This is a genomic window from Paracoccus lutimaris (genome assembly GCF_003337565.1).
GTDB classification, from domain to species: domain Bacteria; phylum Pseudomonadota; class Alphaproteobacteria; order Rhodobacterales; family Rhodobacteraceae; genus Paracoccus; species Paracoccus lutimaris.
On sequence record NZ_QPJL01000023.1, the window covers coordinates 1 to 14,405 of the forward strand.

Here is a 14,405-nt window from a genome sequence, read left to right on the forward strand (position 1 = left end):
GCCAGTAAAGGTTGCTCATCATCACCCCCGTCAGTTCGGGAGCTTGAATCACGCAGGCAGACCAGCCTCAAGCCGATTAATGGGTCCTGACCCTAAGTCCCAAAACCTAAGCAAGCTCTGGATCTTTCGAATGCAAATAAAAACCAATCAAGCGGTATCTATTTGCGTTGACATATTAAATATACTCACAGCGAATCGTTATTCGATCAAGCCTTTTCTGCTATCTTCATGATCGCTCAATGAATGGTTGTATTTGAATTCTGTCCGGCGTCAGGGCCTATGGGACAGATTTGGTTGATTGATGATGGGAGGGTTTCTGGCTCATCGTAGCTTTCAAGGAGCGCAGATGAGCGAGAAACTCTTTGATCAGAAGAAGGCTGCCGATCATGTGGTAAGAGATATCCGCCGCGCGACAAGAAAGGTCCATTCGGCCGAGGAAAAGATCCGGATCGTCCTGGCCGGCTTGCGCGGCGAGGACAGCATTGCCGAGCTATGTCGGCGAGAGGGGATCGCCCAGAGCGTCTATTTCAGCTGGTCCAAGGAGTTCCTCGAGGCTGGCAAGAGGCGTCTGGCGGGCGATACCGCCCGCCAAGCCAACAATTCCGAAGTAAAGGATCTTCGTGCCGAGGCTGCAGCACTGAAAGAGGTCGTCGCGGATCGGCGGTCTTGATCCGGGCAAGGTGGTCGGGCAGCAAGGCCATACCCGGATTCCCGCCTTCCGGCAGGTCTTTGCGACCGGCCTTTTGTCTTCTCCTGATTTGATGACGCGCACCCGATAAGCGTTCGACGCTTAATCCGATTTCGGTCACCCTCCGGTCAGGAAAGTGCGGCGCAAAGCTCAAGCCTCATGCGGTCCGTTCTCCGGGGATCGGCGCAAAAAAAAGGGCCTTTCGGCCCTTTCTCTTGCGTGTATGCCGTGATCACTCGGCCTTGACGGCCTCTATCGAGATGCTGATCTCGACCTCGTCCTCGACGGCGGGGGCGAACTGGCCCAGGTTGAACTCGCTGCGCTTGATCTCGGTCTCGGCGTCAAAGCCCGCAGCTTCCTTGCCGGTCATCGGATGGGCCGCGATCTGGTTCAGATCGACATCCAGCACCACCTCTTTGGTGACGCCGTTCAGGGTCAGATCGCCCGTGACCTTGGCTTCCTTGTCGCCATTGGGTTCAACCTTGGTCGATTTGAAGGTGGCGACCGCCGCAGCCTTGTCAGTGTTGAAGAAATCCGGCCCGAACAGGTGGCCGTCCAGCGCCTCGGCGACGGTGCGCAGACCGGCCATCGGGATCGTCGCCTCGACGGTCGAGGCGGCGGGGTTTTCCGCGTCCAGCACCAGCGTGCCGGTCAGGCCGTTGATGATGCCGGTGCTGGTCGAAAAGCCCATATGGGTATATTCGAACACCACCTGGCTGTGATCGGGATCGAACTGATAGGTCACGGGTGCGGCCATGGCGCTGGTGGCACCCAGCAGGGCGGCAAGAGCGGCGACGGGGGCGAGAACGGTTTTCATCGGGGACTCCTGATTGATTTTCTCGTGAACGAATTCCACAAGGAATGCCGCAATGGCAACAAGGGTTTCCCCAACAGGGCCTGACATTTTCGTGTTTCGCCACGGCGCCGAAACACTGTCGCCGGGGTGGCGAATATCCGGGGATTTTCGCGGTTTCGCCTTGCATTCCGCGAGGCGGTGGCTATAAGGCCGCATCCTTCCGCAAATGCGAAACCGGCGCAGCCTCTCGTGGCGGGGCGCGGAGGGATTGTCCCGCCGTTGAAATGCGCCCCGAAGAAAAGGTGCAGACATGCCGCTTTATGAGCATGTGCTGATCGCCCGTCAGGACCTGTCGAACACGCAGGCCGAAGGGCTGATCGAACATTTCTCGACCGTTCTTGCCGACAATGGTGGCAAGGTCGTCGAAAACGAATACTGGGGTGTGCGCACCCTGGCCTACAAGATCAACAAGAACCGCAAGGGCCATTACGCCTTCCTGCGTTCGGACGCGCCCTCGGCCGCCGTGCAGGAAATGGAGCGTCTGGCCCGCCTGCATGACGACGTCATGCGTGTGCTGACCGTCCGCGTGGACGAGCACAAGGAAGGCCCGTCGATCCAGATGCAGAAGCGCGAAGAGCGCGGTGAGCGTGGCGACCGCGGGGATCGCGGTGACCGTGGGGATCGCGGCGACCGTGGTGATCGTGGCGAGCGCCGCGAGCGTCGCGACCGCGACGACCGGAACTAAGGGAAAGGAACCAGTATCATGGCAAACAAACCCTTCTTCCGCCGCCGGAAAGTCTGCCCCTTCTCGGGCGAGAACGCTCCTGCGATCGACTACAAGGACACCCGTCTGCTGCAGCGCTATATCAGCGAACGCGGCAAGATCGTGCCGTCGCGCATCACCGCCGTCTCGGCCAAGAAGCAGCGTGAGCTGGCCCGCGCCATCAAGCGCGCCCGCTTCCTCGCCCTGCTGCCCTATGCCGTGAAGTAAGGAGAGACGAACATGCAAGTCATCCTGCTGGAACGCGTGGCCAAGCTTGGCCAGATGGGCGAAGTGGTCAAGGTCAAGGACGGATTCGCGCGCAACTTCCTGCTGCCGCAGGGCAAGGCGCTGCGCGCCTCGGACGCCAATATCGCCGCTTTCGAGGCCCGCAAGGCGGAACTCGCGACGCGCAACGACGAAAGCCGTGCCGACGCGCAGAAACTGGCCGAAAAGATCGACGGTCAGGTCTTTGTCATCATCCGCTCGGCTTCGGACGCCGGCGCGCTTTACGGCTCGGTCACCCCGCGTGACGCCGCCGACGCCGCCGCTGCCGAAGGTTTCGCCGTCGAGCGCCGTCAGTTCGTGCTGACCGCCCCGATCAAGGACCTGGGCCTGCATGACGTTCGTGTGCACCTGCACCCGGAAGTCGATGCGACGATCCGCCTGAACGTTGCCCGCTCGGCCGAAGAAGCCAAGCTGCAAGCCTCGGGCAAGTCGATCCAGGAACTGGCCGCCGAAGAGGAAGCCGCCGCGGAATTCGAGATCGCCGAACTGTTCGACGATATCGGCTCGGCCGGCCGCGACGATGACGAAGCCGGCAACTGATCGCCGCCTTCGGACTTTGGAACACGGAAAAACGCGCCGCATCCCGGCGCGTTTTTTCATGCCTGATGCTCTGCAGGGGAAAGCGCCGGGAACATTCCCCCGCCCTTGTGGGTTGAAGGGCTGATGCGACACTTCGCCCAAGGATCTGCCCGCCATGTCCCGCAATGACGACCAGCACGACGCCCCGCCGATCACCCGGACCGAGGCCGACGCCACCAGCGAGACCCGTTTCGGCCCGCGCCCGGTCCCCGAGGGGCACCGCCATCCCGCCGGTCCCAGCGAATCGCGTCGCATCCCCCCACAGGGCGATGTCTCGCCCGACGGGCGCCGGGTCTGGCCGCGGCCCTCGCCCACGGCGAAATGGCTGGTCTGGGGCGGCACCGCGCTGGCCGCCGCCGCCGTGACCGCCGGCACGGTGATCGCCGCGCGCCATCTGCTGGATGCTGTCTCGGGGCCCAAGCGCCGGGATGGCCCGGAACGGTCCATGGCGCCCCGCTTTGCCGATCTGTCGCCCGAAGAGCGCGCCGCCATGCGCCGCCGCGTCCGCGACCGCGACGCCGAGGATGCCCGCCACTTCGCCAGCCTGCGCGCCGAGGCCGAGGCCGGGTTGTCGGGGGCAGGGGCCGCGCAGGACCGTCCGCGCCGCCGTCCCGCCCCGCGCCCCAGCCTGATGGAGGAGGTCGAGGCGAATACCGCCGGCCTTCAGAACGGGCTTGAGAATGTCATGCAGACGCTGAACACGGCCGTCAGCGGCTTTCGCGCTGTGGCCGGTCAGACCGGCTCGATCCTGCGCGAATTCGATGGTGCCGCCGAAATGATCCGCGGCATCTTTGCCTGCAAGGAGGCTGGCGCGGCGTCAAACCCCCGATCCGCCCGGCAGGACGCGCCGATGCCCGACCTGCGCGACGATCCCCTGACCCATGATCCGCTGGCCCATGATCCTCGGAACGGCGCGGATACAGAGCAGCCAACCGACCGCAACCCGCGCCTGCACCGGCTGTAAGCGCGGCGCTCAGGCCAGCCCGGCCAGCCGCAGACCCAGCCCAAGCCCCGCGCAAAGCGCCAGCACCCGGACCGTGCCCATCTGCCCGCGAAACACCGCCAGCAAGGCCAGCCCGGTCAGCGCGGCCGCCGCCAGATCGACCGAGGACAGCACCGGAACGCTGAGCCGCAGCCCGAAGCCGGCAATCTCGCGGGTCTGGGTAAAGATCACATGCAGCCCGAACCACAGCGCAAGGTTCAGGATCACCCCGACCACCGCCGCCGTCACCGCCGACAGTGCCGCGCCCAGATGGGGATTGCCGCGCAGCCGCTCGATATAGGGGGCGCCCAGGAATATCCAAAGGAAACAGGGCGTAAAGGTCACCCATGTGCTCAAAAGCCCGCCCAGCGTTCCCGCAAGCAGGGGCGGAAGATTGCCCGCATCGCGCAGTGCGCCCATGAAACCGACGAATTGCGTGACCATGATCAGCGGCCCCGGCGTCGTTTCGGCCATGCCCAGCCCGTCCAGCATCTCGCCCGGCGCCAGCCAGCCGTAATGCTGCACCGCCTCTTGCGCGACATAGGCCAGAACCGCATAGGCGCCGCCGAAGGTCACCACCGCCATGGTGCTGAAAAACCCGGCGATCTGGCTGAAGACATTGCCGGGGCCAAGCAGCACAAACAGCGCCGCGACCGGACCCAGCCACAGCGCCAGCAGCACGCCCGAGATGCGCAGCGCCCAGGCCCGGTTCACCCGCGCATGATCGGGGGTTTCCTCGCCCAGCAGCGTATCGGCATCGGCGACCTGAGTGCCGCCGATCCGGCCATGGCCGCCCGCTTCGGCAAAGCCGGGCCAGCCCGCGCGCGAGCCGGCATAGCCGATCAGCCCAGCCACCAGCACGATCAGCGGAAACGGCACCGCAAAGGCAAAGATGGCAATGAAAGACGCCGCGGCGATGGCCAGCATGGCACGGCTTTTCAGCGCCCGGCGGCCGATGCGGATGACAGCCTGCACGACAATGGCCAGCACCGCCGCCTTGAGGCCGAAGAACAGCCCCCCGACCAGACCGGTCTGGCCCCAGATCGCATAGATCCAGCTCAGCACCATGATCGAGACCATGCCGGGCAGCACGAACAGCAGCCCGGCGATGATGCCGCCGGCCGTGCGATGCATCAGCCAGCCGATATAGACGGCCAGCTGCTGCGCCTCGGGGCCGGGCAGCAGCATGCAATAGTTCAGCGCATGCAGGAACCGCTTTTCGCCCAGCCATTTCTGTTCCTCGACCAGAACGCGGTGCATCAGCGCGATCTGGCCCGCCGGGCCGCCAAAGCTGAGCAGGCCGATGCGCGCCCAGATGCGGGTCGCCTCGGCAAGGGTCGGGTATCCGGGCTTTGGCATGTCAGGCCCTCGGCTTGTTGGTCGGCCAGTTATGGGTCTCGTCGCTGGCATCACGCGCCCAGCGATACAAGGCGTCATAAACCAGCATCCCGGCATCCAGCTGCTCATGGTCATTGGCATAGATCCGCGACAGGCCAAGCGAGATTGCCAGCAATCCCGCCGCCTCGGGTTCCAGATCCAGCCGCGCCGTGTCGGCCCCGCGCACGATGCGCGCCAGATGGTCCAGCGCCGGAATCGTCAGGCCGAATTCGACCAGCATGGTGTCGAAACTGCAAAGCTCGCCGCGATGACTCCAGAATACGCCCTCGACATCGAAGGGCGTAGCGTCAAGGCGCTCGGCCACGCCCAGCACCTCGGTCGGGGCGACAAACAGGATGACCGCGCGCGGATCGAGAAAGCGGCGGATCAGCCACGGGCAGGCGATGCGGTCGATCTTGGGCCGCGCCCGCGTGACCCAGACCGTGCGCCCCTGCACGTCGCGCGGCGGCAGCTTGTCGGGCCGGATCAACGGCAGGTTCACCGCGCGCCAGGCGTCGATGCCGTTCTCCAGATATTCGCAGCCGATACCTTCGGCGCGCAGCCATGCCGCCGCGCCCTGGCTGCGGCGATGGCCGCCCTGGCAGATCGTGACGACTGAGGAGGGCGCGGAATGAGCGGCCGCGGAAAGCCGCGCGAGCAGCTGATCCAAAGCCTGATCGTCAGCCCGGACCGAGCCGGGGATCATGCGCGGATCGGCCTGATAATCGGCATCCGAGCGGACATCCAGCAAGAGCGGCGCGCGGGCCGTGCCGATCAGCCGGGCAAGCTTGTCACTGGAGATGGCGTTGGGCGCGGGCATATGCGTTCCTGTCATGTTGAGGATGGAACGCGATCTTTGGCTGGCGCCTCGTGGGGGGTCGCGGCCCCCATGAAGACAGTAAACCAATTCGCACCTGCATCGTCAATGACGCCCGCAGATTGCCCGGCCCCGCACCGACATGAAAAAAGCCGCCCCGAAGGGCGGCTTTCCGATGCCAGGGCAAAGCCGGGCGGATCAGACCTGATCCAGCGCCTCGATGGCCTTTTCCAGATCGTCCTTGCTGATCGACTTGTCCGAGACCTTGGCCCCTTCGACGATGTGATCGACGACCTTGTCCTCGAAGATCGGGGCGCGCAGCTGCTGCTGGGCCTGCGGGTTCTTCTGGATGAACTCGAAGAAGGCGCGTTCCTGGCCCGGGTATTGACGGGCCTGCTGCAGCACGGCCTGGGTCATTTCCTGATCCGAGACGGTGATTTCGGCTTTCTGGCCGATTTCAGCCAAGAGCAGGCCCAGACGCACGCGGCGCTCGGCCAGCGACTTGTGCTCGTCCGTCGGCTCGATCTCGCCATGGTTATGGCCGTGCTCTTCGGGGTGCTCTTCGTGCCAGAGCTGGTGGGCGATCTGATTGGCCTCGGCCTCGACCAGCGATTCGGGCAGGTCGAACTTGACCAGCGCGTCCAGCTTGTCCAGCAGCGCCCGCTTGAGCACCTGACGTGCGGCGCCCTTGTATTCGGCCTCAAGACGGCCACGGATCTGGGTCTTCAGCGCGTCGAGGCTCTCGGCGCCGAATTTCTTCGCCAGCTCGTCATCCAGTTCGGCCGCTTTCGGGGCTTTCACGGCCTTGACGGTGGTTTCAAAGATCGCGTCCTTGCCGGCCAGCGCCGGGTGGCCGTAATCCTCGGGGAATTTCACCTCGACCTTGACCTCATCGCCGGCCTTGGCGCCGGTTAGCTGGTCCTCGAAGCCGGGGATGAAGCTGCCCGAACCCAGCACCAGCGGGTAATCCTCGGCCGAGCCGCCCTCGAAGGCTTCGCCATCGACCATGCCCTTGAAGTCGATGACGACCTGATCGCCGGCTTTCGACTTGGTGCCCTTCTTGCGGTCCTCGAAGGACTGGGCATTCTTGGCGAGGTTTTCCAGCGCCTCGTTCACCTGCTCGTCGCTGGCCTCGACGACCAGACGCTCCAGCTCGACGCCCGACAGGTCGGCCGCGGGGATCGCGGGCAGCGCCTCATAGGCGACGGTGACGACGACGTCGTCGCCTTCTTTCCAGGTCTCGCCATTGACCATCTCGATCTGCGGCTGCAGGGCCGGGCGGTCGCCGGTCTTTTCCAGATGGTCGCGCATCGCCTTGTCGATGGCTTCCTGCATGGCATCGCCCAGAACGCGCTGGCCGAACTGCTTTTTCAGCAGCGCCATCGGCACCTTGCCCTTGCGAAAGCCCTTCATTTCGACTTCGGGCTGGGCTTCTTTCAGCTTGGCATCGACCTGCGCCGCGAGATCGGCGGCGGGCAGGGTGAACTCATAGCCGCGCTTCAGCCCCTGGTTCTGGGTTTCCTTGACCTGCATGTGTGTTCCTTCATCCATCCTAGCTGCGGGCAGACGCGCATCGCGCCCCTGAGCGGCGCTGCGACCATTTCAGCTTGCGCGCCCCCGCGTGTTTCAGCGCGCTAGCTAGGTGATTTTGCCGCCCATAGCAAGGTCCAAGGCGGATATGACGCGGCTTGCCGCCGGGCGGCGGACGTGCTGGCCGCCCGGTTCCCGAGGGGCGGCGCGCCCCGCCGCTTCAGGGCCGATTCACGCGCCCGCCGCGTCACGCGGCTTGATGCCGGAGCGACCGATTTTTGGCCCTCGCGGCACCACCTGCAGGTTGTGTCATGAAAAGCAGATAGATAGTGAAAACAACGTCATTGAGCATGACCTAACTTAAAGTCAAGTTCCCTTTTCGGCCGCCGTGGAAAATGATGGGGCGCAGTTCAAGTGGTTGTTTGTTCGGTATTGTGGACGGTTACTGGTTATGTTCATGCCTGACTGGCCGAGCGGGGTAAAAATCCGCTCGGCCGGTTGTCTTTTTGCGCCGGGCCCATGCTGCCCGTCGCGGCCTCGATCGCCTTATGGCTGAATCGCGCCGCGCCAGCCCTTCGCCTCATTCTGAAGAAAACGCGCGAAGCCGCCGACCTTGTTGCTGCGGTGCAGATCGACATGGGTCACCAGCCAGACCGGCGATATCCATTCCGGCGGCGAGAAGTCGGGAAACAGTTCGATCAGGTCGGGATCGGGCACGGCGCGGTTGAGAAAGCCGATGCCCAGCCCATGCGCCACCGCCCAATAGGCGACCGAGGGCTGAGGCGTGTGCAGGACAAAGCAGCCCTCGGGCAGGCGATCCAGCAGCCATTGCTGAAACGGCGCGCGGGCATAGTCGCCCTCGGCCCCGACAAGGCGGTGCGCGACCAGATCCTCGATCGAGGCGGGACGGCCATGGCGCTCAAGATAGGCGGTCGCGGCAAACAGCCCCGCCCGCAGATCCGCCAGATGCGCGACGACATAATCGGGATGATCCGGCCTTGGCCCGACGCGCAGCGCCACATGCGCCTCGCCCGAGGCCATTTCATAGGGCCGCTCGTCCGAGCGGTAATGCACCCGCAATTGCGGATGCTCGGCCTGAAAGCGGCCGATGGCGGGCAGCACATAGCGTTCGAGCGAGGGCAGGGCGGTCACGATCAGCTGTCCCGAGACCTGCTGGTCGGCCGCCTCGATCCGGCCAAGCATCTGGACGAACTGCTCATCCACCCGGCTGGCGGTGCGCAACAGCTCGGCGCCGGCCTCGGTGGGGGTGTAGCCGCGCGCGTGACGCTGGAACAGCTTGGTGTGCATCCGCTCCTCGAGCAGGTCGATATGGCGGATGACCGAGGAGTGATGCATTCCCAGCGCCTCGGCCGCCGCGCTGACCCGGCCCAGTCGCGCAACCTGCGCGGCGGTGCGAATCTCGGTCCACATGTTCAACCGCATGATCGCCTCAGTTTTGCACAGTCGTTGTCTATTTTGGCCAGTTTCAGCGCAGAACGGCAATACCGATATGCAATGCAAGCCAGCAAGGAACCATCGTGCCTTTGCCGCAAAGAGATTGTTAACCCTTAGTCAGGAATCGCAAAAATGCTCAACAAGATCGTTCTCGCCGCCGCAGCCACCCTGATCGCCCTGCCCCTGATGGCGCAGGAGGTAAACCCCGGCAAGGTGGCTCTGGCCAGATCGCTGGGCCTTGACCCCAATGCCTATACGCTGAGCGAGCTGACCGCGATCAACGGCGAATTCACCCCGGCCGAACGCGCCAACCGCATCCGCTATATCAACGAGCAGCATGCCCGCGGCAAAAGCGGCACCTCGCATATCCGCTCGACGCCGCGCCACCAGTCGCGCTTTCTGTCGCAGCGGCAGGGCATTGGCCGCAACGATTACTGATCCGCATCCTGTCCTGAAGAGCTCCGAACCGACGGGATCAAGGGGCCGCCCCAGCCGGGCGGCCCCATTTGTCTGTCAGGCGCCGGGGCCCGAGAACCGCCACTCCCCCTCGCCCAGAGCCGGTGCCGCGCGATCTGTGACCAGCGGGCTGCGCGAGAATTGCATCGGGCTGCGCAAACCGGCGATGCCCTCGGGTGCGATCTGCAGGCCGCGCGCCGCGACCTGCGGATCGGCCAGCGCCTCGGCCACGTCATTGACCGGGCCGCCGGGCACCCCTGCCCCCTCCAGCGCGGCGATCAGATCGGCACGGCTCATGCGCGCCGTCGCCCCGGACAGCATCGGCACCAGCCGGTCACGGTTCGCCACCCGCGCCGGGTTGGTCGCGTAATCCGGGTCCTGCGCCAGATCGCCCATGCCCAGCACCCGGCACAGGGCGGCGAATTGGCGGTCATTGCCGCAGGCGATGATCAGATGCCCGTCCAGGGCCGGGAAAAGCTGATAGGGCACGATATTGGGGTGCGCATTGCCCAGCCGGTGCGGCACCTTGCCCCCCAGCAGGTAATTCGTCGCCTGATTGGCCAGCACCGCCAGCCCGCAATCCAGAAGCGACAGATCCAGATGCTGGCCCTTGCCCGAGCGCGCCCGTTCGGCCAGCGCGGCCTGTACGGCGATGGTGCCATAAAGTCCGGTAAAGATGTCGATCCAGGCCACGCCGACCTTTTGCGGCTCGCCATTCGGGTCTCCGGTCAGATCCATGATCCCCGACATGCCTTGTATCAGGAAGTCATAGCCCGGCTGCGCCGCGCGCGGACCGTCCTGCCCGAAGCCGGTGATCGAGGCATAGACCAGCCCCGGATTGCGCGCGGACAGGGCATCATAGTCCAGCCCGAATTTTCGCAACCCGCCCAGCTTGAAATTCTCGATCACCACATCGGCCTGATCGATCAGCGCCTTCAGCCGCTCCAGATCCCCCGGATCGTTGAAGTCGCAGATGACCGAGCGCTTGCCGCGATTGGTCGCATGGAAATAGGCGGCGACGTTTTCCGTCCCGCCATCCGCACGGGGCCGCTCGATGAACGGAGGCCCCCAGCGACGGGTGTCGTCGCCCTCGGGGGCTTCGATCTTGATAACCTCGGCACCCAGATCGGCCAGCGTCTGACCGATCCAGGGACCGGCCAGAATGCGGGCCAACTCGACGACCTTGAGCCCCTTCAGCGCCGGCTCGGCCATCACGAAAACGCCTGCAACCCGGTCTGCGCGCGGCCAAGGATCAGCGCATGGACGTCATGCGTGCCCTCATAGGTGTTCACGGTTTCCAGATTCTGCGCATGGCGCATGACGTGATAGCCGATCTGGATGCCGTTGCCGCCATGCATGTCGCGGGCTTGCCGGGCAATATCCAGCGCCTTGCCGCAATTGTTGCGCTTGATCAGCGAGATCATCTCGGGCGCGAACTTGCCCTCGTCAAACAGCCGCCCGACCCGCAGGCTGGCTTGCAGGCCAAGCGCGATTTCGGTCTGCATATCGGCCAGCTTCTTCTGATAAAGCTGGGTCGCGGCCAGGGGGCGGTTGAACTGATGCCGGTCCAGCCCGTATTGCCGGGCGCGGAACCAGCAATCCTCAGCCGCGCCCATGGCGCCCCATGAAATGCCGTAGCGCGCGCGGTTCAGACAGCCGAAGGGCCCGCCCATCCCCTCAGCATGGGGCAGCAGTGCGTCCTCGCCGACCTCGACATTCTCCATCACGATCTCGCCGGTGATCGAGGCCCGCAGGCTCAGCTTGCCCTCGATCTTGGGCGCGGACAGGCCCTTCATGCCCTTGTCCAGCACAAAGCCGCGCACCTTGCCGCCATGCGCCTCGGACTTGGCCCAGACCACGAATACATCGGCGATCGGCGCATTCGAGATCCACATTTTCGACCCGTTCAGCACATAGCCGCCTGCGGTCTTTTTCGCGACCGTGCGCATCCCGGCGGGGTCCGAGCCGGCATCCGGCTCGGTCAGGCCAAAGCAGCCGATAAACTCGCCCGAGGCCAGTTTGGGCAGGTATTTATGCTTCTGCGCCTCGCTGCCGTAAGCTTCGATCGGGAACATCACCAGCGAGCTTTGCACCGAGGCCATCGACCGGTAGCCGCTGTCGATCCGCTCGATTTCCCGCGCCACCAGACCGTAGGCGACATAGGACGCGCCCACCCCGCCATATTCCTCGGCGACAGTGACGCCTAGCAAGCCGGACTGGCCCATTTCGCGGAATATCTCGGGGTCGGTGGTCTCGTTCAGATAGGCGGCCTCGACGCGCGGGGCCAGCCGGTCGGCGGCAAAGGCCGCGGCGGTTTCGCGGATCATCCGCTCTTCCTCGGTCAACTGGTCATTCAGCAGGAACGGATCGGACCAGGAAAACGGGACACCCTTATGCGATTTCGTCGTCACGTCATGCCTCTTGCGATGAGATGGCCCGGCGAGGGGCGGCTGGATCATTCATTACAGCTTTCAAAACCCCTCGCAAAATGGATAATCCTCATCAGTTGATGCATGGGATGAATGATCTTGCGGCAAAGGCGCTTTCTTCCGAATCTCAGCCTGCTTCTGGCGTTCGACGCGGTGATGCGCCGGGGCTCGGTCACCGGGGCGGCGCAGGATCTGGGGCTGACGCAAAGCACGATCAGCCGCCTGCTGCAAAGCCTTGAGGCGCAACTGGGCCAGAGCCTGTTCACGCGTCACAAGAAACGCCTGACGCCCACCGAGGCGGCCCAGCGGTATTTCCGCGACATCTCGGGTGCGCTTGACATCATCCAGCGCGCCGGCATGTCGCTGATCGCCAATCCCGATGGCGGCACGCTGGATCTTGCGGTCTTGCCCACCTTTGCCACCCGCTGGCTGGCGCCGCGCCTGCCGGATTTCCTGTCGCAGAATCCCGGTATCTCGGTCAATCTGGCGACGCGCTTCTCGACCTTCAGCTTCGAGACGGAACCCTTTGATGCGGTGATCTTCTTTGGCCGCGACGACTGGCCGGGGGCGAAGCATCTGAAGCTGTTCGAGGAACGCCTGACCGCCTGCGCTGCGCCGCAGTTTCTGGCCACGCACCCCATTGCGCAGGCCGAGGATCTGGCGGGTTGCGTGCTCTTGCAGCTGGCGACGCGCCCCGGCGCATGGGCGGATTGGTTCGCGGGTCAGGATGCCACCCGCCCCGAGGGGGTCAGCGGCATGGTCGTGGACCAGTTCTCGATGATGATCCAGGTGGCGATTTCGGGGCTGGGGGTAGCGCTGCTGCCCGACTACCTCGCCCGGATTGAGATCGCCGAGGGCCGGTTGCAGCCGATCCTGCGCCCGGGCGTGCCGGGGCGCGGCGCATATTGGCTGGCCTGGCCGGACCGCAAGGCGGGGCTGAAGCCGCTCGAGGCGTTCCGCGGCTGGATCGCGGCGCGGATGGCGCGGGACGGGGTTCATGCAGATCAGGCATGAGCCGCGACTATGCCGCGCAACCCGGCCAGACAGATCATTCCGCCCCTGCACCGCCGCAGCTTCCGCACGCAGCCGTCGTCGGGCCGGCCGTCCTTTACCCGGCATAAGCCCCATATGTCTGTGCCGCGCGGTCTCAAAGCGGCTTGCCCCCCCGCCGCCCAGCAGCTAATCCCCTGCCATGCTGCCACAGGACCGCCTTTCCCAGATCGTCGCGCGTTTCGAATATCTCGAGGCGCGGCTGAATGACGGCCCGGCGCCGGACGAGATCGCCACGATCAGCCGCGAATATGCCGAGCTGAAGCCGGTGGTGACCCAGATCGCCGAATGGCGCGACGCGCAGGAAGGCATCCGCGAGGCGCAGGCGATGCTGGCCGATCCCGAGATGCGCGAGCTGGCCGAGGACGAGCTGTCGCGCCTGCGCGCCTCGCTGCCCGATCTGGAACACGCGCTGCGCATCGCGCTGCTGCCGCGTGACGCGGCCGATGCCCGGCCGGCGATCATGGAGATCCGTCCCGGCACCGGCGGCGAGGAGGCGGCGCTGTTCGCCGGCGATCTTCTGGGCATGTATCGCCGCTTCGCGGAATCGCAGGGCTGGCAGTTCCAGTTGCTGGAACTGGCCGAATCCGACCTTGGCGGCGTGCGCGAGGCCGTCGCCCGGATCGAGGGCGAGGGGGTCTTTGCCCGGATGAAATACGAATCCGGCGTGCATCGCGTCCAGCGCGTGCCCGAAACCGAATCCGGCGGCCGCATCCATACCAGCGCCGCCACCGTCGCCGTCCTGCCCGAGGCGGCCGAGGTCGATATCGACATTCCCGCCGGCGATATCCGCATCGACACCATGCGCGCCAGCGGCGCGGGCGGCCAGCATGTCAACACCACCGATTCCGCCGTGCGCATCACCCACCTGCCGACCGGCATCGTGGTCACCAGTTCGGAAAAGTCCCAGCACCAGAACCGCGCCAATGCCATGGCCGTGCTGCGCGCCCGGCTTTACGATCTGGAACGCTCGCGCGCCGATGCCGAGCGCGCCGCCGACCGCAAGTCGCAGGTCGGCTCGGGTGACCGCTCGGAACGCATCCGTACCTATAATTTCCCGCAAGGCCGCATGACCGATCACCGCATCGGGCTGACGCTCTATTCGCTGGACCGGATCATGCAGGGCGACCTAGCCGAGATCGTCGACGCGCTTCTTGCCCATGATCAGGCCGAGCGGCTGGCCGCGCAGGGCGGCTAG

Annotated in this window: 14 protein-coding genes and 1 pseudogene; 8 read left to right on the forward strand and 7 right to left on the reverse strand. The window is 65.0% G+C overall.

What is annotated here, in order from left to right; translation table 11 throughout:
- Positions 1–346: 346 nt before the first annotated feature.
- A pseudogene (locus tag DFP89_RS16045) lies at positions 347–658 on the forward strand (transposase); the annotation flags it as partial.
- A 262-nt stretch (positions 659–920) separates the two neighbouring features.
- Here DFP89_RS16045 and DFP89_RS16050 read toward each other — a convergent pair.
- A complete protein-coding gene (locus tag DFP89_RS16050) occupies positions 921–1,505 on the reverse strand; it encodes a YceI family protein (RefSeq protein ID WP_114350403.1) in 585 nt (194 codons plus the stop codon).
- Positions 1,506–1,794: 289 nt separating this feature from the next.
- On the opposite strand from DFP89_RS16050, the gene rpsF reads away from it, so the two are divergent.
- From rpsF to DFP89_RS16070, 4 genes are all read left to right on the forward strand, one after another.
- Complete coding sequence (rpsF, locus tag DFP89_RS16055) at positions 1,795–2,229, forward strand: 30S ribosomal protein S6 (protein WP_114350404.1); 435 nt, start codon at positions 1,795–1,797, stop codon at positions 2,227–2,229.
- 18 nt (positions 2,230–2,247) lie between these two features.
- Positions 2,248–2,475 (forward strand): 30S ribosomal protein S18, encoded by a 228-nt coding sequence (rpsR, locus tag DFP89_RS16060; RefSeq protein WP_020949472.1) that lies wholly within the window; start codon positions 2,248–2,250, stop codon positions 2,473–2,475.
- A gap of 12 nt (positions 2,476–2,487) precedes the next feature.
- A complete protein-coding gene (gene rplI / locus DFP89_RS16065) occupies positions 2,488–3,072 on the forward strand; it encodes a 50S ribosomal protein L9 (RefSeq protein WP_114350405.1) in 585 nt (194 codons plus the stop codon).
- A 154-nt stretch (positions 3,073–3,226) separates the two neighbouring features.
- Positions 3,227–4,075, forward strand: coding sequence for a hypothetical protein (locus DFP89_RS16070; RefSeq protein WP_114350406.1), 849 nt, complete (start codon positions 3,227–3,229; stop codon positions 4,073–4,075).
- A 9-nt stretch (positions 4,076–4,084) separates the two neighbouring features.
- On the opposite strand, the gene chrA is transcribed toward DFP89_RS16070, so the two are convergent.
- The 4 genes from chrA to DFP89_RS16090 form a co-directional block, all read right to left on the reverse strand.
- On the reverse strand, positions 4,085–5,452 hold the full coding sequence (gene chrA, locus DFP89_RS16075; protein ID WP_220269856.1) for a chromate efflux transporter: 1,368 nt from the start codon (positions 5,450–5,452) through the stop codon (positions 4,085–4,087).
- Between the two features lies 1 nt (position 5,453).
- Positions 5,454–6,290 carry a chromate resistance protein ChrB domain-containing protein gene (locus DFP89_RS16080; protein WP_114350408.1) on the reverse strand — a complete coding sequence of 279 codons (837 nt, stop codon included), beginning with the start codon at positions 6,288–6,290 and terminating at the stop codon, positions 5,454–5,456.
- A gap of 195 nt (positions 6,291–6,485) precedes the next feature.
- Positions 6,486–7,820, reverse strand: coding sequence for a trigger factor (gene tig, locus DFP89_RS16085; RefSeq protein WP_114350409.1), 1,335 nt, complete (start codon positions 7,818–7,820; stop codon positions 6,486–6,488).
- A gap of 543 nt (positions 7,821–8,363) precedes the next feature.
- Positions 8,364–9,260: a LysR family transcriptional regulator gene (locus DFP89_RS16090; RefSeq protein ID WP_114350410.1), complete on the reverse strand. Its 897-nt coding sequence runs from the start codon at positions 9,258–9,260 to the stop codon at positions 8,364–8,366.
- 144 nt (positions 9,261–9,404) lie between these two features.
- On the opposite strand from DFP89_RS16090, the gene DFP89_RS16095 reads away from it, so the two are divergent.
- Complete coding sequence (locus DFP89_RS16095) at positions 9,405–9,710, forward strand: hypothetical protein (RefSeq protein WP_114350411.1); 306 nt, start codon at positions 9,405–9,407, stop codon at positions 9,708–9,710.
- A 75-nt stretch (positions 9,711–9,785) separates the two neighbouring features.
- Here DFP89_RS16095 and DFP89_RS16100 read toward each other — a convergent pair whose 3' ends face one another.
- Together DFP89_RS16100 and DFP89_RS16105 are read right to left on the reverse strand one after the other, a co-directional pair.
- Positions 9,786–10,940 carry a CaiB/BaiF CoA transferase family protein gene (locus DFP89_RS16100; RefSeq protein WP_114350412.1) on the reverse strand — a complete coding sequence of 385 codons (1,155 nt, stop codon included), beginning with the start codon at positions 10,938–10,940 and terminating at the stop codon, positions 9,786–9,788.
- Positions 10,940–12,139 carry an acyl-CoA dehydrogenase gene (locus DFP89_RS16105; protein ID WP_114350413.1) on the reverse strand — a complete coding sequence of 400 codons (1,200 nt, stop codon included), beginning with the start codon at positions 12,137–12,139 and terminating at the stop codon, positions 10,940–10,942. The genes DFP89_RS16100 and DFP89_RS16105 overlap by 1 nt, the downstream gene beginning before the upstream one ends.
- Positions 12,140–12,250: 111 nt before the next feature.
- Here DFP89_RS16105 and DFP89_RS16110 point away from each other — a divergent pair, with 111 nt between their 5' ends.
- Positions 12,251–13,171 (forward strand): LysR family transcriptional regulator, encoded by a 921-nt coding sequence (locus DFP89_RS16110; protein ID WP_114350414.1) that lies wholly within the window; start codon positions 12,251–12,253, stop codon positions 13,169–13,171.
- Positions 13,172–13,349: 178 nt separating this feature from the next.
- Positions 13,350–14,405, forward strand: coding sequence for a peptide chain release factor 1 (gene prfA, locus DFP89_RS16115; protein ID WP_114350415.1), 1,056 nt, complete (start codon positions 13,350–13,352; stop codon positions 14,403–14,405).